At 42.1% G+C, this 24,080-nt stretch carries 17 protein-coding genes and 1 other RNA gene; 9 read left to right on the top strand and 9 right to left on the bottom strand.

Annotated features, from left to right (window positions below; all coding sequences use genetic code 11):
- The first annotated feature begins 105 nt into the window (after positions 1-105).
- The 3 genes from QE357_RS11820 (at position 106) to QE357_RS11810 (ending at position 3,579) form a co-directional block, all read left to right on the top strand.
- The gene (locus QE357_RS11820; protein WP_309707643.1) at positions 106-2,559 is read left to right on the top strand and encodes an outer membrane beta-barrel family protein; all 2,454 of its coding nucleotides are present in this window, start codon (positions 106-108) and stop codon (positions 2,557-2,559) included.
- A gap of 21 nt (positions 2,560-2,580) precedes the next feature.
- Positions 2,581-2,838: a Fur family transcriptional regulator gene (locus tag QE357_RS11815; RefSeq protein ID WP_307143197.1), complete on the top strand. Its 258-nt coding sequence runs from the start codon at positions 2,581-2,583 to the stop codon at positions 2,836-2,838.
- Between the two features lie 465 nt (positions 2,839-3,303).
- Entirely contained in the window at positions 3,304-3,579 is a 276-nt protein-coding gene (locus QE357_RS11810) for a hypothetical protein (protein WP_309707641.1), read from the top strand.
- A 102-nt stretch (positions 3,580-3,681) separates the two neighbouring features.
- Here the strand turns inward: QE357_RS11810 and ggt are convergent, their stop codons facing one another.
- Entirely contained in the window at positions 3,682-5,379 is a 1,698-nt protein-coding gene (gene ggt / locus QE357_RS11805; RefSeq protein WP_309707640.1) for a gamma-glutamyltransferase, read from the bottom strand.
- 176 nt (positions 5,380-5,555) lie between these two features.
- On the opposite strand from ggt, the gene QE357_RS11800 reads away from it, so the two are divergent.
- Positions 5,556-6,761, top strand: coding sequence for a GTP-binding protein (locus tag QE357_RS11800; protein ID WP_309707638.1), 1,206 nt, complete (start codon positions 5,556-5,558; stop codon positions 6,759-6,761).
- A 694-nt stretch (positions 6,762-7,455) separates the two neighbouring features.
- Here QE357_RS11800 and QE357_RS11795 read toward each other — a convergent pair.
- Positions 7,456-7,647: a cold-shock protein gene (locus QE357_RS11795; protein ID WP_106638477.1), complete on the bottom strand. Its 192-nt coding sequence runs from the start codon at positions 7,645-7,647 to the stop codon at positions 7,456-7,458.
- A gap of 276 nt (positions 7,648-7,923) precedes the next feature.
- Between QE357_RS11795 and QE357_RS11790 the strand changes: the two genes are divergently transcribed.
- Entirely contained in the window at positions 7,924-8,361 is a 438-nt protein-coding gene (locus QE357_RS11790; protein ID WP_309707636.1) for a cold shock domain-containing protein, read from the top strand.
- Positions 8,362-8,441: 80 nt separating this feature from the next.
- Here the strand turns inward: QE357_RS11790 and QE357_RS11785 are convergent, their stop codons facing one another.
- Positions 8,442-8,633 (bottom strand): aldo/keto reductase, encoded by a 192-nt coding sequence (locus tag QE357_RS11785; RefSeq protein WP_309707634.1) that lies wholly within the window; start codon positions 8,631-8,633, stop codon positions 8,442-8,444.
- Between the two features lie 571 nt (positions 8,634-9,204).
- On the opposite strand from QE357_RS11785, the gene QE357_RS11780 reads away from it, so the two are divergent.
- Both QE357_RS11780 and QE357_RS11775 read left to right on the top strand, forming a co-directional pair.
- The gene (locus tag QE357_RS11780; RefSeq protein WP_106638475.1) at positions 9,205-10,308 is read left to right on the top strand and encodes an STING domain-containing protein; all 1,104 of its coding nucleotides are present in this window, start codon (positions 9,205-9,207) and stop codon (positions 10,306-10,308) included.
- Between the two features lie 12 nt (positions 10,309-10,320).
- The gene (locus tag QE357_RS11775; RefSeq protein ID WP_309707630.1) at positions 10,321-12,114 is read left to right on the top strand and encodes a hypothetical protein; all 1,794 of its coding nucleotides are present in this window, start codon (positions 10,321-10,323) and stop codon (positions 12,112-12,114) included.
- 245 nt (positions 12,115-12,359) lie between these two features.
- Here QE357_RS11775 and QE357_RS11770 read toward each other — a convergent pair whose 3' ends face one another.
- The 3 genes from QE357_RS11770 to QE357_RS11760 all read right to left on the bottom strand — a co-directional run bounded on the left by QE357_RS11770 (position 12,360) and on the right by QE357_RS11760 (position 19,183).
- A complete protein-coding gene (locus QE357_RS11770; protein WP_309707628.1) occupies positions 12,360-13,211 on the bottom strand; it encodes a nucleoside deaminase in 852 nt (283 codons plus the stop codon).
- Between the two features lie 1,032 nt (positions 13,212-14,243).
- A complete protein-coding gene (locus QE357_RS11765; protein WP_309707626.1) occupies positions 14,244-17,885 on the bottom strand; it encodes a glycosyltransferase family 2 protein in 3,642 nt (1,213 codons plus the stop codon).
- Complete coding sequence (locus tag QE357_RS11760) at positions 17,882-19,183, bottom strand: glycoside hydrolase family 2 TIM barrel-domain containing protein (protein ID WP_309707624.1); 1,302 nt, start codon at positions 19,181-19,183, stop codon at positions 17,882-17,884. Before QE357_RS11760 ends, QE357_RS11765 begins: the two co-directional genes overlap by 4 nt.
- A gap of 540 nt (positions 19,184-19,723) precedes the next feature.
- Between QE357_RS11760 and QE357_RS11755 the strand changes: the two genes are divergently transcribed.
- Entirely contained in the window at positions 19,724-21,463 is a 1,740-nt protein-coding gene (locus QE357_RS11755) for a hypothetical protein (RefSeq protein WP_309707622.1), read from the top strand.
- Between the two features lie 597 nt (positions 21,464-22,060).
- Positions 22,061-22,372 (top strand): protein-export chaperone SecB, encoded by a 312-nt coding sequence (locus tag QE357_RS11750; protein WP_309707620.1) that lies wholly within the window; start codon positions 22,061-22,063, stop codon positions 22,370-22,372.
- Positions 22,373-22,596: 224 nt separating this feature from the next.
- On the opposite strand, the gene ssrA is transcribed toward QE357_RS11750, so the two are convergent.
- From ssrA to QE357_RS11735, 3 genes are all read right to left on the bottom strand, one after another.
- Positions 22,597-22,969, bottom strand: a transfer-messenger RNA (tmRNA) gene (gene ssrA, locus QE357_RS11745).
- 116 nt (positions 22,970-23,085) lie between these two features.
- Positions 23,086-23,478, bottom strand: a complete 393-nt coding sequence (locus QE357_RS11740; protein WP_307143186.1) for a co-chaperone GroES family protein — start codon at positions 23,476-23,478, stop codon at positions 23,086-23,088.
- A gap of 54 nt (positions 23,479-23,532) precedes the next feature.
- On the bottom strand, positions 23,533-24,057 hold the full coding sequence (locus QE357_RS11735; RefSeq protein WP_309707618.1) for a metallophosphoesterase family protein: 525 nt from the start codon (positions 24,055-24,057) through the stop codon (positions 23,533-23,535).
- Positions 24,058-24,080: the final 23 nt, after the last annotated feature.

Genomic DNA, 24,080 nt, shown 5'->3' with positions numbered 1-24,080 from the left:
GGAAGGCATCCTTCCGGGAACTTCTTCGCCTTCTTTTCTAAGCAACCCTGCCTTTTCCACTGCCTCTTCAGCCGCTTTTGTGCCATTTGTTACTACCTGATTGGAATGTCCTTCACCACTATAGACTTAAAAAAAATACTTTGGAGCGTTTCCCTGTGCTTTCTGAGCGGTAGCATTTATGCTCAGACAGAAGTGAGCGGTTCGCTAGCCGAATCTTCCGGTAAGCCCGTTGAATTCGCCACCGTTGCTCTTTACAAGTCCGCTGATTCTACCCTTGTAAAAGGAACGGTTTCTGACTCACTGGGTCGTTTTGTCTTCCAGCGGGTGGCCTTAGGTCAATATTACGTAGAAGCTAGTTTTGTAGGATACCGTTCGCAACGAAGTCAACGCTTTACTTTAAGTACACAGCAGCCCAAACAGCAGCTACCCACGCTGACTTTGGTGCCCACGGAACAATCCCTGCAAACGCTAACCGTAACGGCAAAAAAGCCCCTGGTTGAACAGCGTATAGATCGTACCGTTATGAATATTGAAAATAGTATTCTTTCGGAAGGTAACACTGCTTTAGAGGTATTGGAAAAAGCTCCCGGCGTAACAGTTGACGACGATGGAAACATTACCCTGAAAGGAAAACAGGGGGCAACCATCATGATTAATGGGAAACTTACCTATCTGTCGCAGAAGGAATTAGCAACGCTTTTACGAGGAACGTCTTCCAGTTCTTTAGCAAAAGTGGAGATTATTACCAACCCTTCAGCGAAGTATGATGCAGCGGGTAACTCAGGAATTATTAACATTCAGTTGAAGAAAAATGAGTTAGTGGGCTTTAACGGGAATGTGTACGTCAATGCAGCCCGCAGCCGGAAAAATCGGTACGGAGCTGGCGTAAACCTGAATTACCGGAGTGCCCGATTGAATGTCTTCGGAAGTTACGATCATGCCTACCGGGGTGAGAAAGAGTTATTATCCTACACCCGCCGTTTCCGCGATCCCGGCGAAACCAGCCCTGGCCGGATTTCGTATCAGCATACGGTTACTGACGAACCTTTATATACGAATAATTTCAAAGCCGGAATCGACTACTTCCTGAATCAGAACAATACGCTTGGTTTGGTGATGAAGGGGAATGTAGGAACGTATCATAACCATGGGAATACCAGTAACCTGCTGCAAACGATTACGAATCAAACCCTTTCGGATGCTCGCAGCACCAATACCGATGATAGTCGATGGTCAAATATTTCCTATAACCTGAATTATACGCATCGTTTCGGCAAAGAAGGACAGGAGTTTTCCTCTGATCTGGATTACTCTAGTAATGCTTTTCAGTCCAATCAGTTGCTGGATACGCGTTATTTGAATGAAGCCGGTGAGTTTACGAGCCGTCGTTCTACCCGTCGCGGTGATATTCCTTCCTCGACGTATGTCTACGTAGGCAAAGCCGATTATACGCATCCCTTAGGTCAGAAAGCCAAGCTGGAAACGGGCTGGAAAAGTAGTTACGTAACCGTTGACAATGAAGTGAAATATGATACCCTTGCGGGTACCCGTTGGGTGAAGGATCTCTCGGCTTCCAATCACTTCAAGTATCAGGAAACGATTCATGCGGGTTATCTGAACTTCAATCGGGAGTTTGGAAAATTTAGTTTGCAGGCGGGTTTACGTGGAGAGTACACGCATACGGTGGGACAACAGATTACCTCGGATTCGACCGTGATACGAAAGTACTTCCAGCTCTTTCCAAGTGTATTCCTGAGCCAGACCTTCAGTGAAAAACACCGTCTTCAGTTTTCCTACAGCCGACGCATCGAACGGCCTGATTATGAGGACTTAAATCCTTTCCGTTTCTTCCGTGACCCTTTCCTGTACTATGAGGGTAACCCTTTCCTGAAACCACAGTTAACCCACTCGCTGGAGATTGGGCATACATTTAAAAACTTCCTGACGACGACGATTAATTACAGTTATACGTCAGATGTGATTAACTGGATGATGGGTCAGATTGACTCCACGAACACAACCTTTCAGGGACCTCAGAACCTGAAAAGCCTGATTAATTACGGCATTAGCTTCTCGGCCTCGCAAAACCCCACTTCCTGGTGGACGACGAATAATTTCTTTAATGTCTTCCGTAACGAATACAAAGGCGATCAGAAAGGTGGCGATCTCAATAACAGCATTACCAGCTTCACCTTCAATTCTCAAAACTCATTTCAGTTGGGAAACGGTACGTCCATGGAAATTAGTGGCGTGTATAACTCGAAGTCCGTGTACGGGGTGTTTCGGACGCGGGCGTATTACGTCATTTCTGCGGGTGTGCAAAAGCAGATACTTAACAAACAGGGCACGGTTAAGCTCATGGCGAATGACCTTTTTCAGGGGCGTCGCCGGGTGCAGACGGCTCGTTACGAAAACCTGGACTTGAATACCAATATCCGTTTCGATAGCCGGGTGATTACGCTGTCTTTCAGCTATCGATTCGGTAATCAGAATTTAAAAATGGGATCATCCCGGAAGAGCGGATCAGACGATGTACAGAATCGGGTGAAGGGCCAGTAATGAACCAAACCTAACAATCCAATGAATATTATTGAACGAATCAACGAGTATTGTTTACAACACGGAGTCAGGCAGTCAGGGAAGCGAAATCAGGTGGCACTGGTGCTGGAGCGAACTCAGCAGGCTATGGATGCTGAACAGGTTTGGCTTCAGATGAAAGAAGATCAATTTCACATCAGTATCGGGGCAGTTTACCTTTCATTGAACTGGTTGGTAGATGCCGGATTTATTGAAAAGAAACTTATGGAAGACCGTAAAGCGGTCTTCACCGTCGTATAAAAAAAAGCTCCCATGAAACACGGGAGCTTTTAACCTTTAAACAGGCTAATCCTGTGCAAAGATTATCTGTTCAACCTTCAACCTATCTGATACAAATATACAACTAACGTATATACTTTACCTACTTATTTCTACAAACTGTAAACTTTATACGTTAAATGACTTGTTTAGACGGTTGAGAGGTAAATAAACCCCTGATTTGGTTATTTTATTGACTTATTCTAATATAAACTAATCTTATATCTATATAATTTAAACTTATGGGTATAGTTTAACTGTAATGATTTTAAGTTAAATGCCTTTGAACTTCATAGAAAAAGGGGTGTAACCGTTACTTTTTCAAATGGAGTGCCTTCCCATGAATTGGGGATTGAATGAAAGCAGGCAATCATGGAATTTTGTAACCGAAATGTTGCTAAAAGGCAATAGAATTATCTGTTCAAAAATCTATGATCAACCTTTGGTATGAAAAAGCAATGGAGTAGAATAATCGTATTAACGCTGTCGGGAATAGTTCTGATGGTTGGCTGTTCAAAAAAACAGGGCGTCAGTGTGGATGCCTGCAATACTAATGCAGAACGATTAAAGGCCGCAGCGGACGCTTACGTCGCTAATCAGAGTAAAGCCAATTGTGAGGCGTATAAGAAATCCATTAATGACATTCTGAAAAGCTGCCCTACGTTCTATTCCGGTATCAGCAAACAGACCCTCGAAGATTTTAATAATACACCTTGTGACTAATAGTTGATGAGAGTGGGGAAGTGTAAAAGCCGGTAATCCAAAAGGAAAGCCGGCTTTTTGTATTAATAACAAAAATGAGAACCTCGCTAAACGCACAACTGCCTAAAATCCGGCGGCCTGCCCGTCTTTTCTGGATTCCGTAGCTCCGTGGTAAACTTTCTGAACGGGATCGTACATAATGGCCTGGTAACCGCCGTAAGCTCCGAGGCTATACCGAATGGCGTGGCCCATTTTCATGAGTTCACGAATGGTTTCGTACGCGTAGCCTGACTCCATCGTGATGTAACCACTGTCTACCATGCGTTCGCCCGTAGGTTCCGACGAACCCTGGTGGTCAATCCGGGGAGCGTCTCCGGCTTCCTGCGGATTCATGCCGTAATCAATCATGTTCATCAAAATCTGAGCGTGACCCAGGGGCTGGAAGCTTCCACCCATCACCCCAAGCGTCATAAAAGGTTGACCGTTTTTGGTAACAAAGGCTGGAATGATGGTGTGAAATGGACGTTTATGCGGGGCATAGGTATTCATTTCACCTTCGGTAAGGCTATACATTTCTCCACGATTCTGAAGCATAAAGCCTAATCCGTCGGGAACCATACCCGAGCCAAAACCACGGTAATTACTCTGGATTAAAGAAACCATATTTCCCTCGCCGTCGGCAACGGTCAGGTAAATCGTATCGCCATCTTTCAAAGCCGGATTTCCTGCATCGAAACGGCTGGAAGCTTTCTTAGGGTCAATTAACTTGCGTCGTTCGGCAGCGTATTCCTTGGAAAGGAGAGCTTTGACAGGTGACTTAGCAAAATCCATATCTGCGTAATACCTGGCCCGGTCTTCATAAACTAACTTCTTTGCTTCCGTAAACAGGTGAATCCGCTCGGGGCTGTCATAGGGAATTTTTGAGAAATCATAGGCTTCCAGAATGTTCAGCATTTGCAGCGTTGCAATGCCTTGTCCGTTGGGAGGTAACTCCCACACATCATACCCCCGGTAATTCGTCGAAACGGGATCTATCCACGTCGAGGTATGATCGGCCAGATCACGGGTAGTAATGAACCCCCCATTTTTCTTCATGAAGGCGTCAATGGTCCTGGCAATATCGCCCTTGTAAAAAGCATCGCGACCCCCTTTGGCAATCAGCGTAAGCGTCTTAGCCAGATCCGGGTTTTTAAAAATTTCGCCCCGGGCTGGAGCGTGTCCGTTGGGGGCGTAGGTCGCTTTAACGTTTGGCAAATCCCCAAAATTGGCGATCATCTTACTCCAGGAAAAAGACGCTTCGTCATGCACGGGGTAACCCACCGTTGCGTAATGAATGGCATGCGAAAGCACCTTTTCCATCGGTATTTTGCCAAAACGTTTGTGTAACTCAAACCAGCCATCCACACAACCCGGCACCGAGACCGGCAGCGGCCCTTTGGATGGAATGTGCGTCAATCCCCGTTTTTTAAGTTCGGCCAGACTCAAACCATAAGGCGAGCGGCCCGAGCCGTTTAGTCCGTAAAGTTTTCGGGTTTTGGCATCCCACACGATAACGAAGATATCGCCGCCTATTCCGTTCACGTGGGGTTCGACTACACCTTCCATGGCATTAGCGGCAATGGCCGCGTCAATGGCATTACCCCCAGATTTCAGCACGTCAAGGGCAGCCTGCGTACTGAGAGGATGGGAGGTGCAGGCCATGCCTCGCTGAGCCATCACGACACTGCGGGTCGCAAAGGTTTTTCCCAGCGGACGATCCTGGGCTTCGGAAGCAAGGCTAGCACAACAATAGAAAAACAGGAAGGTAGCGATACGTTTCATTGGAAAGAATTTAGAAGTGACTAAGGGCAAGAAACGAATGTACAAAGTTTACGGGAATGAACGGAAGAGTAGAAGAAGATCGAATATTGATTTTTATTAAATGCAACATTGTTGCATTTAATCTTATATTTGCAACAATGTTGCATTAATAAGTCGAGCGAAAAATTGCTGATCTGATGAGAAAACTTCCTGTTACCGTTTTAAGTGGCTTTTTAGGAGCCGGAAAAACCAGTTTGCTGAATTACATTCTTCATCACAAACATGGGTTAAAGGTGGCCGTGATTGTCAATGACATGAGCGAGGTGAACGTAGATGCCCAGACGGTGGCTTCGCAAAATGTCCTTTCGCGGACCGAAGAAAAGCTGGTGGAAATGTCAAATGGCTGCATTTGCTGTACACTTCGGGAAGATTTGATGATTGAAGTGGAGAAGCTGGCCCGTGAAGAGCGGTTTGATTATTTGCTGATTGAATCCACTGGAATTTCTGAGCCTTTACCCGTAGCTCAGACTTTTAGCTATGTGGATGACCAGATGGGAATCGATCTATCCCAATACAGTAAGCTAGACACGCTGGTGACGGTAGTAGATGCCTTCAATTTTGCCAAAGACTTTGGCTCAATCGATACCGTTCGGAGTCGGAAGCTGAATCAGGACGACCCGGAAGATACGCGTACGATTGTGAACTTGTTGACCGATCAGATTGAATTTGCGAACGTGATTGTCCTGAATAAAACGGATTTGGTAAGCCCCGAGCGGCTGGGGGAATTGAAGGCTATTTTACACAAACTCAATCCACAGGCCCGAATTGTGGAAGCTAGCTTCGGACACGTCGAACCCGAACAAATCCTGAACACCGGACTGTTTAATTTCGAAGAGTCGGCGGAATCAGAGAACTGGATTGCAGAGCTGGAAAAGGGTCACCATACGCCCGAAACGGAAGAATATGGCATCAGCTCGTTCGTTTTCCGGGATTCGAGGCCTCTGCATCCGCAACGGTTCTGGGACTATATTTCCGAAGAGTGGCCTGCGGGAGTCATTCGGTCGAAAGGCTTATTCTGGCTGGCTTCACGTCCGACGAAGGCTCTGAGCTGGGGACAGGCGGGGGGATCGCTGCGAGCGGAACCCGCAGGAACCTGGTGGGCGGCCATTCCCGAAAAAGAACGTTTGTATTACCCAGCTTATCTGGAAAATGAGCTACTCATTCGTAAACGCTGGCATCCTGAGTTTGGGGATCGCATGAACGAACTGGTGATTATTGGGCAGGACTTACCCAAAGAGCAAATCATCCGGGAGCTGGAAAGCTGCCTTTGCACCGCGGCAGAAATTCGGCAAATGGAAGCAGGTGTTCGTTTTCGGGATCCTTTTCCAAAATGGGAAGAGTAAAATTGAATCTTTCTAAGAGGCAAGGAAATCAGGTCTCAAGGCTCAAAAGACGCAATAACCAATGATTATTCGGTTTGACTGAGCTTTTGAGCCTTGAGGTCTGGCATAAAAAAACTCCTTCATGAATCACGAAGGAGTTTCCCGTTAACCTCTAAACCTATGTGTCTAAACCGTTTGATGATTCAAAAGTACAGCGAAGCCTAAACATAGACTTCGCTTTTCTATGAACTGTAGACTTTATACGTTGTTTGGTAGGATTTAACCGTTGAACCATTATGCGTGTCATTTTTACAAAAACTGGTTCTTCTAGTTCAGTTAATAAATGACTAACAATGAATAAGTTAACTTAGAATTAGTTTAAACTAATGTGTGAGGTATAAGGCCAGTATTTTTCGATTACTACCATGAAATGGTCAGCAGCCAGTTTGGGAGTAATTCAATAACTAGTAGGAGAGCTGTTCTTTTCAGACAAGCGGATGTATGGAGAGTATCACTGTTTAGAAACTTGGGGGGAAAGCCAAAACGAAAGCAAGTGATTTTAGAGAACTTGCTGCGATTACCAAATAAATGAAAACTACGTCTTTTCAGAAGTCTGGCTGATGAAATTGTACTATTGGAAGCTGGAAGGCTGTAAAACACAAAGAGGTTCGAACGTGCATTCGAACCTCTTTGCTGTTAAAATCAGGACGGATATTTAGATAACCTGTACGTTAATCGCGTTCAATCCTTTTTTTCCCATGGTTACTTCGTAAGTAACAACGTCGTTTTCACGAACTTGATCACGCAGACCGGTAGTATGTACGAAAACGTCTTCACCTCCATCTTTTGGAGTAATAAAACCAAATCCTTTGGTTTCATTGAAAAACTTAATGGTTCCTTCTTGCATTGTATTTTATTGAGTCGGAAAGGTACGATTACTAATTGGATAATCCCGCTTATTAAGTCTTTTTATTTGAAAATCAGTCAGGAAAGCTTTTCAGAGATCGGAGAGCTGTTTAGGAACTATCAGTAAAAAATTGTAGTTTTGCTATTACTACACGAAGTAGAGCACTTCTTGATCTTCATTTTAGGCTATTCTTTTGTTCTTCCGCAAAGCCTTTTATCAGTTATTTCAACAGTCGGTGCTACAACGTTATATCATCTTAAATCTAAATTCGTATTAATGGGTAGAGCCAAGGAGACATTCGGTAAGAAAGAAACCACCAAGAAAAAAATTCAGAAAAAACAGGAGAAAGAGCTCCGCAAAGAGCAGCGTAAAGAAAATTCCAGCAAGGGTAAAACCGTTGAGGAGTTATTCGTTTACGTTGACGAAAACGGCAATCTTACCAGTGTGCCCCCTGAGTTACGTAAGACAAAAGCCCCCCGGGAATTTACGGTAAAAGGCCCCGTGAATGACGATCCAGTAATCCACTCTGGCGTTGTGTCATTCTTTAATGCTGCCAAAGGTTATGGATTCATCAAAGATGACCAGACTCAGGAAAGCATTTTCTTACACATTTTGCAGGTGAAAGGAACCGTAGAAATGGAAGACCGCGTAGAATTTCAGATTGAAAATACGGCCAAGGGACCATCCGCCGTGCGGGTAAAGAAAATTCAATAGTTGATTACTACTTGATAAGCAATACAAAGAGGAATCCAGTCTGGATTCCTCTTGGCGTTTTAGGGCAGATCAGAAACGGTTCATTCAGCGATGCGGTTAAGCATTGCCATTTCCTGATCGGTTAATGAAATCTCTCCCGCGGCCATATTTTCTTCCAGGTGCTTTACACTGGAGGTGCCCGGAATGAGCAGAATATGATTGGAGCGGTGCAGTAATACTCTTGGATGTATACGTAAGTGTAAATATATTTCTACTGGCCTAAGTAAAATCAAATCATACTGCTATATGAATGTAGTCTGTTATTTACAATTTATAGGGAAATAATATTTAACTTGAAATTGATAAACTAAATAACATTAATCAATAGGTTATACTATTAATAAAATTTATTACAATTTCTAATTTAATTCGGCTTTGTTGCATGGCTCTTTGGTAGTATAGACTGGGTAAAACCTGCCTATGATTGCAATCATAACCGTGGAATTACCCAATAAAAGGTACTAACATTGTGTATGTCGGCCCATAGAGAAGGCTGTTTAGGTCGAAAATGTGTGTTTCCAGAGCTATGCAATAGAGCTATTTGATTCACTAAATTTGTCCTGATTTAAAAATGAATAGCTTATTTATTTCTGAGCTTTATAATTAGTAAAATTGGAAATGGATTTCTATTTTGCATATAGTAAAGCTCTGCTGATTGATTTGTTTAATACAGTAGATGAAAAGTATATTAGATAGCAAAAGCGTGAGAATTGAATATCAATCAGGCTGAAACTTTCTGGTACTCATAAATTAGGTTGTTTTAATTGAATTTTTCTCATGCCTCTAATTATACTCTCATCACCTATGAATAGGAAAAATTACTTTGAGGACGCACGCCTGGATATTTTGGTTCTAGGTTCGATGGGTAATACTAATGATATTAATGTCTCAACGACTGAATTAGGTATTGTTGTTAGGGAACTTTTAGAAGAAGATCGAGCCAAAGAACTATTGCTAGATGCTGGCGTAATGACTACAGAAGTACATGTTCCTACTGCTTTTCATAATACAGAAATTGTTGATGGTATTCTAGAGAAATTAGATATTGCTGATCTGGTCATAATCAACCTAACTCCTAAAGGCAGTTCCAAAGGAGCACCAAGTGCTAATGTTTATTATGAACTAGGTTTAGTACACGCATTAGGCTTACCGTGTATCATGATGAGTGAGGAAGGAACAGAACAACAATTTTATTTTCGTAACTACAAAATCTACAGATATTCTCCTAAAGAAGACGATCTTAAAAGGAATCTCCGTGGGCCACTTTTTATATTTCTTGATATTCATAACGATACCAATTTTAGCAATAATCGGATCACACAGTTTTATAAAGGATTACCTATTGTCGACATTAGTGCAGCTGTGGGTCTAGCAACTGGCTATTATTATAATTTTGTGGGGCGTCTTCTTCGGGATGGCCTGTTTATTACCAAACACCCTGATAAGATTAAACAATTGGTTATTGTTCGCCCCGATAGCGTATTAAACACTTATGCACAAGACCAGAAACGTATGGCCGATGTGCTGACAGAGGCAGGGTATCAAGTCAAAGAAGAACGACTAAGCGATCCAGAGGATGGGAAAGGAATGGCATTTATCTATCATGTTGATGGAATTGTTCTCGATTTACCTAGAACAATTTACCCCTTAAAGATATCTCCTAAATTAGTTACTATGAAGGATCGCTTTAGTTTAAATCCTACGTATAAAGAGAATATAGTAAAAAGGAAAAATGATGCTCTATTACAACAACATAGTGAACTATTGTTAGACCGAGTTCAGCAAGGTATTTTATTCCATGTCAACAGAGAAGGGGAAGGGTACCAAAAAACTAAATTGCACTTTGCCAGAATTGATGAATTACCAGCCTTATTAAAAGATTTCGGTGTTAAATCTTCCCAAGTGTAAGCTTAGAAACCTATGTATACGAACATAACTAAAAATGTTACCCTTTCCTTTTCCGGAAAAAGGAAATACGAACAACTTAATCGACTTGAGCCCGAACTGGAAACTTTATTTCAAAAGTTAGATCAAGCGGTTAATAGCGTTCATTTTCAACTATTAACAGGTTGTGCTGACGGAGCAGATCAAATTGCTACTAGTCTGGTCTTAAAAGCTCCGTTTAATAATACGCAAAACTTGTGGTCTACTGGTGGAGTGTTTCCCTTTCAACAGTCAGATTACGTTGATACCATGGATGATCTGATTGCTTATGAGGCACTTTATCAACGTCTCGAGCAGAAATTGCATTTGGATGGCCATTATGTCAAGGGTGCAGAGGGAAAGGAAGCAAGGGTAAAAGCGTACAGACAACAAGGGCAGGTCTTGGCACGATTTGCGGATGTTTTCATCGCTGCTTCTACTAGAAGTGAAAACATCAACGGAGGGGGTACGTTGGAAAATGTGATTGTAGCTTTAAAGCTTGCTAAGCCTGTAATTTTCTACGATCTACAAGAGCATCAATTTTACTTATTTCAACACGTGGATGAATTTCTGTTAAAAGATGATTCAAATCTAAATAAGCACGCTGTTACTGTTGAAGAATTGGTAAAGTGGTTTGAGAGGCGTATAAGACCAGAATATGATTCAGATGTTTACTTAATTAAACCAAGTGGTGGACTTTTATTTAAGTGCAGAAAGCAAGCTTGGAATGTATTTGAAAGATTATTTTATAGAGAAAAGCCCCGATTTGATCCCAATTTCAGACAGCCTATTTTGGAAAAATTAAAAATAATATATGATGCTATTGAGGATATACGTAGGCCTATTAGTGAGAACGCAAATCGTTTTCAAATACATTATCGAGGGAGCTATATGCTAAATTATATCGCAGCTATGGCAGCTGTTTGTGTAGCAGTATTAGCAATGATGTATTATATCTATTCTCTAAGATATTGGCATCATATTTACTGGCCTTTGATTGTTTTGGGCTTGATTAAAATTGCTATTTTATCAATAATTATTATAAATACACGCGAATCTAATAAGACAAATTACAACGCTTTAGCCATTCAATATCGCTATCTTTCCGAGCGTTTGAAATTTAACCAATATTCTGTTATTGGTGGACTATTTAATCCTATAAACCCAACTATTGGTAAGCACGACGAGACCCAGTTGAGGAAAAATCCGGCGGGAAAAAAATATCAGGATATACTTTCGGTGTTTAAAGTAACCCTCTCTTACACACTTGAATTAAGCTCTAAGGATGTAATTGATTATTCAGATAATATTAAACATTGGTGGTATCAAGAACAAATTAATTATTATATGAAGGTTTCGAATAGGTATAGCCAGATTTTTCACAAAATTGAAAAAGCTTCTGAGTTTCTAAGTAAAACGGTTTTGGGAGTTGTTAGCTTTGAGATACTATTGGAAACGGCAGAGCATTTCCATTGGTTTGGAGAAGTAAGTTCTATACTCGCAGAAATATTTGGTCCACCTTTGCTGGGAATTGCCACTTTTTTACCTGCAGTTGTTATTATTTTAATCGCTATAAATTTTCATCAGGATGGTAAAAAGCTTAGTACGCGTTACCAGAACCAGGTTTTAGCCATCGAACGCCTTAAGGATTGTTTCCCGAAACTTTCGAGTATAGAACAGGGTTGTTTTTTTATCAAACTTCTCGAGCAACTTGATGAAATGGGGCAATTAATGATTGATGAAGTAGCTGACTGGTCCATTTTATATGAGAATAAGGTATACGAACCCTAGTGTTAACAGGATACCAAGTTGGGTAAAGCAGTCGAATTTGCCAGATAGAATATTGAAAATAAATCAAGTACAGCTAATTTACCTACCACGTCAAAAATTGAGTATGCCAGCCAGAAGGTATTGGAAAATAACTTAGCAGTCTTAAAACCTATTCATACGTTTGGAAAAGGAGAATATTGAATTCGTTTTTTGATTGTAGATATAACATCCTTGTCGTAGCTTATTATATTATAAAATAGGATGTCTTATTTATCTATCGAATGCAAAATCTTCTGGTAGAAGGCCAGAGCCACTCGTTTAATTCCTATATTTTCGGGGTGCAGTACATTAAATTGTTCTAGTAAAGGATGAGCTGATTGATAGATGCTTTTCGCCGATTCGGACGCTAAGAACTTAGCTAGTACTTTTTCAGCATCTGATTGAAGAAAGGTTTCATATTGACGATCGAGTTGCTGACATAGAGGAATGCTGGAAGGAGAGACCTGAACAGTTCTAGGGTAGGGGCCAAGTCCTCCGCTTGCCCGGTGATCTGCAGCTAGGCGTTCAAATGCTTTTGAAAATTCGATATCGTGTTGTCCGTAAACAACCCGCTTGGTAGCTGTCATTAGAATCATTCCTGCACACATTGCACAGGGTTCCAATGTAGTATATACCGTGCAGTTTCTTAAATTGTATTGATGACTGCCTTCCAAATATTTTGTGATCATGCGAATCTCTGCATGTTGTGTTGAATTGTTAGTAGAAGTAATACAATTTAAGTTATAGGCTAAGGGTTCATTTTGCTCATTCACTAGCAAAGCTCCAATGTTATATCCTCTTCTTTTTTCCCGGGGCACTTGTTCCCCTTGCCAGTCTTGATAAACTAATGCATAAGCAAGGAGTGAAAAAATGTGATCACGTTCATCTTGAATTGATAGTGAATCTGGTTGGATTTTAGGCTTTCCAAGATGAGTTGCATATGTTTTCAGAGAATGAGTCATGCCCATGAGGTACATTAGGCACGCTATATAAGCAAACCGTTTCATCGTAAAAGTTAGATTGTAAGAAGGCTTGTGTTTTTTCAGGTTCATCACATGTTCTGTAGCGTTACTTTTCATTCCAAATGATACATATTAACCAAAAGATAATATACTCAAGGATATTTACAAAATTTGGCGATCAGGAATAAAAGGTACCCGTTTAATGCGATTCATACGGCTACTTTACATTCATGTAGATAGATGCCCTTGCTCGTTAACGCAAGATGATAGATGAATTCAGCCAATCGTCTTAATTGAACAGTATTATGCTGATATTAAGTTGAACCTGCAAACCTCCAGCGTTAATCCCCTTAGCGAGATTCATTGAAAATACATCTAGCTTTTTGAATCAAAATTGTTGACAGAGATAGGTGGAGAAATCAGGGAAGGAGCCAAATGAAAAAGAAACATGCACAAGAACAAAACCTGTTCTGTTTTAAATAAATAATTTTTGATGTTACTGGTGGGACTGATCGAAGCATTACCAACAATTCCCAAAACAGGAATACCCAGAAAAGCCCTTCGAGATTTTCTCGAAGGGCTTTTCTGGGGAGACGGAGGCTCTATAGATATAGCTAAGTGGATTGTTAAAATATGCTCATTTACAGTAGATTACATACTTTTACATTTAAATATAATATTATAGGATAATAAAATAAAGCAAAAAGTGTGTGTGAATATGATTTGCAAACTATGAGCACTTCCATTTTTGAACTCAAAAGGAGTATATCCTTTTTTCTTGAAAAGCGTAAGAACAAAGTTGGTGTATTGATTACTGAGAATGTACCTATACGTATGACTGGACTTTGAAGGCATCTGCAATAATTGCTTAATTTGAATTATGGTTTATTGAACTGGCCCCAAAATCCTTTGTCCTCATAGGCGGGGAATAACCGGGCATATTTTGAGTTGTTACGTTTATAATCTTGAATTTGTGTGTGGTAATAATTCGGTTATAACCTTTTACAAATGACCCTTATAGCTTTGTTAAGATGTACGCAAGCAAATGGACGTTTGTAGTTGTACAAAATAGAAAAAGTAAAAGGCTCGAAAGAGCCTTTTACAAGTATAGTTCAAAAAGAGCGTTTTTAAGCGACGAACTGGATATACCTACAACAAGGGCGTATTAAGTGAAGATGTTACCACATTGACTACATCCGACCCGGATAATACGTATAGCATCAATCGGTAACAGGATGGATTGGGGGGAATACTCAGGGTAAGGATTGGACCATTACCTTTAGCCTGAATAGCAATCGGCTTACCCAATGGATCAAGCTTAACTAGTTTCCATTCAAAGGAATAAGTGGATGGCATATCGCTGGCCAACCTCCATTTACCTCCAGTATTTAACAGGACATGGTACGATAGTACCGCATTGGGTTCGGTAGCTAGTGCTGGCCTCAGGATTTTTACCGTGGGCTGTGAATCGAGTAAGGGTATTCCCTTTCGGAGCTGACGCAGCTGCAAAAGGGAAAACTTATTCCGGCCCCAATGATCCCTAAGGCCGTTAAAACTAACTTGGTCAACCAGTTGCTCATCCTGCCAGTTGGAAAAAAAAACTGGGGTCTTTAGGGATCTGAACTCTGCATACGATGAAACGCTAATAGAACTAAAAAAATAAGGAAGCCTTATTTGCCTGATTATCCGACGCTGATCTACCGTCATTTGTCCCTCCACAAGTAATCCATAGGAGTCGATTTCAGGTATCACCCGATGGAGTATGTCAATTGTTTGGGGAAGCGTTTCATTGACTTCTACATCAACCGTTACCGGTCGATCCGGATCTATTTGCTTAATGGCGATAACTAGTTTTTTGAGCCAACTCAAATACGCGTATTGTTGATAAAGCAATTCGGGTTTGGCATACTGCTGACTTAATTTCTGTAGAATAGCGTTGCCCAGGTGCCAGGATACAATGGTCTCTTTTTCTTTCAGGTCGTTTACGCTGCTTAGAATCTGCTGACTCAAGGTAGTCAACCGAGCTTGATCTTGTCGGAAGTTGACCAATTCCGGAATCCAGTAACTATATTGAATTTTGAGACCAGAGGATTGAGCTGCCTTTAGGATGTTATAGTCATAAATAGTAGGGCCATACCGTCGGATGGTGTTAAGGCCAACCTGTTTCATGGCTTCGAAATCAGCCATAAGCTCTTTTTGGGTGAAAGCCTGAAGACTTTTCGTCCAATTCTGTCCTTTTTTATAGCTGACACCTATAGGGGATACTACAAAGTTTTTCGGCTTTACACTCGTTGAATCCGTATACGGCTGAGCTAGTAGCATGAGCTTAGGTATTTCGGCTGACTTTGGTGCTTCCGATTTGTGAGGACCTGGTTGATGCACAATCAGGTAACTGTTCATAGCGGGATAGTTGCTCTTCGAAGCGGTTAAAGCGGTGACCGAGCCTTCGCTTCGATTATTCGCTGATGAAATAGTTCCCGAACTGATAAACACAATAGGGATTCTGGACCGGAAAAGAGGATGTTGATCGATGGGGCGGTAAGGTAGTTTAGATGACAATCCGGCCGAGAAGTTTGTCACAGAGATCCAATCCACGTAGGATTTGCCAGGAAAATACGTATTCAAACGGTTTGCTTTCCCAAGATCCCATACCCAGATGGCATTATATACTCCCTGTCGGGTGAAATAATCGTGTACGTATTGCCAATAGTCTCTAAATGTTTTTGCCTCAAAGGAAGCCGTATTCATGTCTATATCAGGGACAAGGCTAAGGCAGATCGGGCGTTTCAGTGCAATAATCTGCTGTGAAAAGCGACGTAGATCGGCGTCATAATCACCACGCAGGACAGACTCAACAATGGCAGTAGCTCTTTGCGGATTGGCTACATCGGATTTGTTTACGATAGGCGTCCAGGTAATCATCGGAATGGAACCCAGCTGGTAAATTGAGTCCAGACTTGCGAATGGCACAACGCTTTTCGAGATGTTTTCCCAGGTAATGGACAAGGGAGCAATCGTGAAAGGAACTGGTTGGGTAGATTGTTCCTGGTCGAACAAACGGGAAATAGTTCGTAGCTTTTGGGACAAAACGGGATCTAATCGAAACTGATTCGTAGTAGAGGGAAGCCAATTCTCGTTCTCGCCCAGATAGCTTATATAGGTAATCCAACTCAATAGACTAATGGTAAGTAAAGAAGCGGTACTCCGCACAGCCGTGTAGATCCGGCGTCGAACAAGCCAAAAGTTAATCTTAAGCGTTTTGAGGCTGCTTGTTAATTCAGCTAGCCAGGGAAAATGATTGACAACTCTACCGAACTGTTGTTCTCGACTGGCCAATATGGTAAAACCCAGTATACATGCGTTTAAACCAGCAAAATTGGCCATAATCAGATTATAAGGATTCCAGTCCCGGTATAATCCGTATGTGCAGGCAACCATCGAAAGCCCTATCACGACCAGGTTGGGGATATTCAACCGCCAGTTATCAGCCTCCCGGTTATCTTTGGGCGTGGGAATGTAGGGGACTTTTTTTTGGATAATTGTGTAGACGAAGCCGACTATAAACACCCACCAGGTGCCAATCATTAATAAGCCGCCGACCACGTGAAATCCCCTTTCTTGGTCTTCCATAACCCACCACTGAGCGAAGTGTCGAATGAGAATAACCGCCGAAATGAATGGTAAGGCGATCAAACCGAAATGGGCGAAGTCGATATGGACTGGGCTAAGTCCAAACAGCAGGGCCAGGATGGGTATGGCAAAATTGATCAGATAAACAAAGCCGGAAGCATAGTGTAGCGGAATAACACCGTAATGCAACTTCTGTTGCCAGGTAAACTGCTTAAAAAGCCTGGGGTAGGTGCTGACCAGCAACTCGAAAACACCTCTCGACCATTTCAATTGCTGCTTGTAATAAGCCGAAAGGGTGGAAGGCACAAGACCCCGAGCCAAAACGGCCGGAACGTAAACGGACTTCCAGCCCTTGGCATGTAATTGCATGGAAGTATGCATGTCTTCAGCCAATCCAGCTGCGTGCCCGCCAATAGATTCCAGTGCAGAACGTCGAAACGTGCAGTTAGCACCAATAGCTGGCACGGTTCCGTATCGATTCATCGTCATCATCATCGGCCCATAAAACTGGTAGGTTTGCTGGGCTGCACCTTTCGCAATCAAACTATCGTCGTGGTTTTTATAGGCCTGCACGATCTGAACGTAACCGATCTGGGGATCATTAAAATGGGGAACGATCGGATCCAGAAAATGGGAAAAAGGAACGTGGTCGGGGTCCAAGATCACACATAAGTCGCCCGATGATTGTTTGAGGGCGTTGTTGATATTACCCGCTTTGGCATCGTTTTTTTCGGTCCTGGTTATATGATGGACCCCTAATTGATGACATACTTTTTTTAGATAGGGGTCGTCGGCTTCGTCGCACAGATAGGTTGTATGTGGATACGAGATGTCCTGAATGGCCGTCAACGTTTCGACAATCATCTCATACGGTTCTCCGGCACAGAAGGTGGTAAAAATATCCACTGTATAAACCTGCGTTGAAGTCGGGGCTTTCGGCACCGTTATAATGAAATAGTGATACCATTCATGGAGAATCTTCAAGCAGCTAAAGCCAAGGGCAACCAGGAGTAATCCATATAGAAGGCTGTGACTTTGGGTCCCCTCGTCTAGCATCCGCTCCCAAAAGAAGAACATACTTATCAGACCCAGTAAAATCATCAGGCGAAAAGTAACTCGTTCTTTTCGGGAAGGAGGTTTAGCCGAAAGCATTGGTTTCATGGTTTGCCTACCACATAAAATGGCGTATTACAGGTTGCATAACTTCCATTATGATTGTAAATCGTCGCAAACAGGCGATAGGGCCCTTCTTTGGAAGGTGCCACAAAGGTCGCTTTTAAGCGACTTTGGGCTGTAAACAGGGAAAGCGGGGTTGGTTTTGCTGGGGCATTCCGATACGTTTCGGCGTACCAATCTTCGTTAAAAATTTGCCATTTAACGTCCTTTATGGTGTCGGTCAGCGACTCCATCAGCACTTCGGCCGATACGGGTTGGTTGGGATTTAAAAGAATATTATCCCGGGCTCCTTTTTGATCGACCAGCATATATTTGACGGCTGGCACCTGGTAGAGGGCAGGTTTTCTGGTCCATATAGTGTGCATAGTGTTCACCAGTTCCGAGCGGGCACCCGTTTCATCAAATAGGCTAAACCAGGTGGGTGTCGTTTCCTGCTTCTGTCCCCAAAAAAACACAAAAGCACCTAGAAAACGTGGGTCGTCGACAGGCATAAATTGTCGATATCGATTCAGGACAATTTCAGCTTTCTTAGTGCTTGTATTTTCAATATAGGCCCCCCAGGCCGTTTGTTCAGTACCAGACCAAGGGCCATCTACGCCCCATTCCGTCAATAAATAGGGGCCATCCCAAAACCAGGAAAAAGCGTTTAAATCATCCCTTAATTTATTGATCAAGCTGAAAATGTTAAACGAAATAAGATCAATACGGCAACGAATAGATAGGTTAAAGATGTATTTTTCATTAAAATTCAAAATAGTCGTAGTAACCGGATGATCGGGATCGTCCTGATGAATCATTTCGACTAACTCATTAAATGCCTTATAAAAATTATTATAAGCAGGCCCATAAGGAAACGTCAACTCATTGCCAACGCACCACATTAAAACTGCCGGGTGAGCCTTGAACGTATTAACGATGGTCTTATAGGCTTTAAGTTGAGAAGCAACTTTATCCGGATTATCGTAATAAATCATGTAGTCTTTATTGTCAGGAATGGGAAGCCCTACAATAACGGACAGGTTATTGGCCCATGCACTATCCAGAATAGTCGCTAAATGTAGGGTATCCCAGATCCGGATAGCATTGCCGCCCGCTTTTCTTAGCTCACTGAAGTGCGAGTAGCCTGCCGCTCCTTTGATTGTAAATGGTTTCCCATCTCGATATAAAATGTACTTCCCTTCGCTTTTTACAATCCTTACTTTTGGGGAATAACTGTTTTCATTATCGCTGTTACAGGTTGAAAAAATAAAAATTATCGGGAGTATGAGGAGGAATGATTTCATTAAAAGCCATAGATAGATTTACAAGTTTAACCAATATGCTTACAAAAAAAAGGTGTTTATAAGCATGAAGCAAACCGGTTGATGGTTAAAACAGACCAGTGATTCATGCTATACGCTCGGCTTTTCACGAAGTTGATCTATACTTAAAAACTTAGACCTAATTAATGGCTAATCAAGAGTGGTTAAGTCATTTCTAGCATAGCCTGTAAAGAGCATCTACGTTCTGCTGATTTTGGCTCTGCATTTATAAATAGAACTAGATCAGCAAAACTGCTTTAGTAGGTTTTTCCGCTGATGAATTTTTGGAACAGAGCCATCGACCTGTACCTTAAGGGATACAGGCAAGGAATGAGTAACGGGAGGTCGTATTCATAGCGATTGCTCTGTTGACGTGAGTTCCCACAAGTAACTATTATATGTCTATTATTTAAAATTAGTTTGTTACCATAAATTTATGTAAACTTATAATAGATAAGAAATTCTTTTGGGATCCACAAATTAGATCGCTCTCCAACTTCATCTCTGAAATTAGTTAAGTCAATGAAGCTAAAAGTCAGTTATTACCTGGTAGGAATATCCGTCATTTTAGGGCTAGTACTTTTAATTCACGAATACTGCCATGTACAACAGGTAAACAGGGTTCTGTCCGCGGCCAAACTGGACCGCAGAGTCTCAATCAACCGGGATCAAGAGGAGGGCATTATTGGCATTTTTGATCGGACAGATAAGCAAAGTGATGTAGGCAAACCTGGTTACCAACATACCTACTTACGATTAAGTAAGGCTGTAGAAGGTGATATCGTGGAGGCTCTTTCGTCGAAAATAGCCTTAGACAAAACGAATCTACTAAGCCTTGTACTGACTGATTGTAACGAAAATTGTCTCAACGAAACTCTAAGAGGTGAATATGATCAAACGTTAACGACATATTGCCGTATACTTTCCAAATCTAATAGAGAAATCTTACTCAGATGGTGCCCGGAAATGGAAGTTCCGGTTCATGTTTACCCTTGGCAATACCAATCGCCCAAACTATACAACGAGGCATTTCAGCATGTGTCAAAACTGTGTAAAGCCGCTTTCCCAGCTATAAAGATTGTCTGGGGACCAGCGGGCTACCCTGGTGCTGAAGAGTATTGGCCAGGGAAAGAAGTAGTCGATTTAATCAGTGTTACACTAAAGGGGGTGTCTGAGGAGTTGACCAATGCCTATCCTCGACCGGTGAATCAGGCAATTGCCATTAGGCGAAAAATCTATAGAATGAGATTTATGAACAAACCGGTCTTAGTGTTGGGACCACAAACAATAAAGAACAAGGGCGTATCCATAATTACTAAGTCATTCCATCAAGCGATTCATCAATTAAAAAAGGAAGAACGCATGTTCTTCTCACCGTCATCTGACGTTCAACCTGCGTTAAAACCCAACGACAAAACGACAACTCCTCTTAAAATCGGCGTTTATGACCCGAAGAAGTTACTGGTTCAAAACGAATCCGTGCACGTTGAACATCTATTTACCGATCTGGGAGCTATACAAAATGGCTCTTTTGAAAAAGAATTTAACGATGTCCTGAGCCGAAACCATGATGTAATCGTAACGTTTGAGCCTTGGAAAGATACCTATGCCAGAAAAGATACAAACGTGCTCTTGAATACCCTTCACGGTGTTTACGATAAAGAATTTAGTAAGCTTTATGCCCTTATTTCGGCTACTAATCAGACGGTTTATTTGCGTTTTGCACATGAAATGGAAATTCCTATTTACCGATATTCCTGGCAAAGTCAGGATCCAGTATTATATATCAAGGCATTCCGATATTTTATGTTTTTTGACAAGAATCACGCTTCTAATGTGAAAAAAGTGTGGGGACCAGCGGGCGACCGGGGTTCGATGGAGTGGTGGCCAGGAGACGATGCCGTTGATTACATCAGTATAGCTATTTATGGTCTGCCTGACAAAAATATTACTGACCCTGCCCAACAGGAAACCTTTCGGAGGATCTACGATCGTAAATCGTATCGCATGCGATTTGCCAACAAGCCTTTCTTTATAACCGAATTTGGGGTTAAGGGGCCAGAAGCTTATCAACAAAAATGGCTTGAAGATGCCGCAATTACAATCAACCAGCATCCTGAAATAGCGGGTGTCTGTTATTTTAACTTAATGGATAATCCGAAAGTTTGGGGCAATATCTCTCCCCCTAACTGGAGCATTAGTCCCAAAAGCTTATCCCATTTTGTCCAGCTGATAGCCAATAAACGGCTGGCAATGAATTGATTTAAAGTCGGATGAAGAGAATAAATCTTTGATGGCGTGGATCATCACTCTACCTGACATGTTGCCCTTCTAGATGCTCCGCTCTTATGCACCATCTCGTCAAACGCCAGTTATGTGAAACATTTACACAACTCTACACAAGACTTCAAAAACCTCGCAAAAAGTACCTCATATCGTTATCTTAAAAATCTATGTTGACTCTCAATTTATAACAAGTCGGATCGAAAAACCCCAAATGAAGCTATGGTGTTTACTAACTCTGAAGATACGTTTCCTGTGGAGTCTCCCTTGTATAAGGTGGAAGCAAAGCTATCTTAACTCTGATAGCTTAAGCATTGAAGATTTATTTAATAGCTTAACAAACAACAAAAGACCTCATGTTAATCAGATTAAAGCAGAATCAGTCTCTAGCAGCTTTAATCTCAATGATATTTCAGTCAACCCCGGAAAAGATAGCCATGCAATGGCTGCTTAACTAATATCATGATATTTCATATGGCTTCTATTAACCCCAAGTCAATTTCATTAATAGAATTGAACTTCTTCCTTCCGTTAAGGCGAGTTACCTGATAATGTTTCTGACTTTGAATCACAAGTATGATTGAGTCCGTTGCTCAACGACATCAGGTAAACGTATTGGTAGAGTTGACTAAGAGCCAGGATGAGAATCCATGGATTAAAATGGCGGTAAACACTGCTGGGATGTTTGAAATTGTAGGAAAGGTTGAAGACTCATCAATAGAAAACTTTGCTCAAATAAATGGTCCGGCTATTCTCTATCCATTTATTAGAGAAACAATAGCATCAATAACTAGCAAGGCTGGAATTCCAACGGTTCTATTGCCTCCTCTTAACTTTGTCGAGATGGCTGAGCGTAATCGCCAAAGCTCATCTCAGATGTCTCAATAAACTATTGATCATATAATAAGTCAACCCCGATGTATTATCGGTTTTTTTCATTTGAATCCATTTCAATAAAACTTTTGTCAGTTTAGTCGGTACCCCTTCGGTACATTTTGGCAAAATATATTGATATGCGAATAGCAGAGCTGGAGAATAAAAAAGGGAACCCCGAATAGAGGTTCCCTTTTAATTGTGTGTAAATCTCATAACTATTTGATTTACAGTTTTAACTGTGGAGACGGAGGGATTCGAACCCTCGTCCAGAACAGGGACGCCACGCGTCTTCTACATGCTTAGTTGTCCTTGGATTGTCGGGAACTAATCAGGTCGACAACAAACCGAATTAATTCCGTATTCGCTAGTACAGATAGGGCTCAGCGAAATCGGCCCCTCCGACACTACCTTTCGACGCCCCGAACTCCGACCCAGTAGTGTGATGGTTCGGCGGGACGATGGCTAATGGTTAATCCTCCGGATTAAGCAGCCATAGCGTAGCTATTGTTGCCAGCTATTGTTTTAGAAGAATTTTACACGGAAGGTTCTTCCAACTTCCGACATGCTTACACCCGCAACCTCAGCCCGCTGTCAATACCCGTCGTCCCCGGATGATTGTGCGTCCTGATTAATCGTAAAATCTACCTAGCGATAAACTCTGGATTAATTTCGGGGCACAAAGATAACGATTTTTTCTGAGAAAATGTTCACCTCCTGGAGAAGGCCTAGAGACCCAGCTCGCTCAATTCATCTTCCCGAACCATTAAGAGTATGGCAGAATGAGGAATAATGAGGTATTTCTCGCCATCAATTTCCACATCGTACCCATTTCTGCGAAGAAATAAAACCTGATCTTTTTCCTGCACCTGAAGTGGAATGTATTTCAAAGCTTCCTTTTTTTCCTTCCAGGGCTCGTCTTCGTCATTAGCCGCCGGAATTGGAAAGCCGGGGCCTACCTTCACAACCACGCCCTGCTGAATGTCTTCTTTCTCCGTAACGGTAGGTGGTAAGTATAAACCCGAGCGGGTCTTGTGTTGATCACTCGTGGGGCGAACCAGCACTTTGTCGCCCGACATTATTATTTTTCTTAGGGTATTTATGCCGTCCAACGTACTCATTTTCGTAAAATTCTGGTAATACTTTCGGGTCAAAAAAGAATATTCCCTACGAAACTAGGCGGTAAAATTGTCAGGAATTTTGCCTCGTTTGCCCAATTCCAGCACTTCTACGTCGAAAATTCGACCGTCAGAGACTTTGAAACGCAGGGCTGTCATGATGCGGTGAAAACCTTCTTTTCCCGCTGCTCCGGGATTCATGAATAACATATTCTGATAGTTCGGATCACGTTCAACCCGCAAAATGTGCGAATGACCGCAAATCAGTACATCTGGTCGTCCTTCGGTAAGTAACTGACGGGCATCAGGCTTGTAACGTCCCGGTGTTCCGGCAATATGCGTCATGCCTACGTGAACGCCTTCGCAAGTAAAATGGGTTAGTAAGGGAAACTGCCCGCGAATGGGAGGGCCGTCGATATTCCCGTAAACACCCCGGATGGGCTTGGCATATCTTTGGAGGCGTTCGTAAACATCCGTACCCCAATCGCCTGCGTGCCAGATCTCATCTGCCCAGTTACAGTGGGAGTCCAGGGCTTCATCGAACCAACCGTGGGTATCAGAAAATAATAAAATCTTTTTCATTTCTAAAGTATCCTTTTACCTTG

The organism is Siphonobacter sp. SORGH_AS_0500 (assembly GCF_031453245.1).
Taxonomy (GTDB): Bacteria; Bacteroidota; Bacteroidia; order Cytophagales; family Spirosomataceae; genus Siphonobacter.
This window is presented reverse-complemented; position numbering and strand designations above follow the sequence as displayed.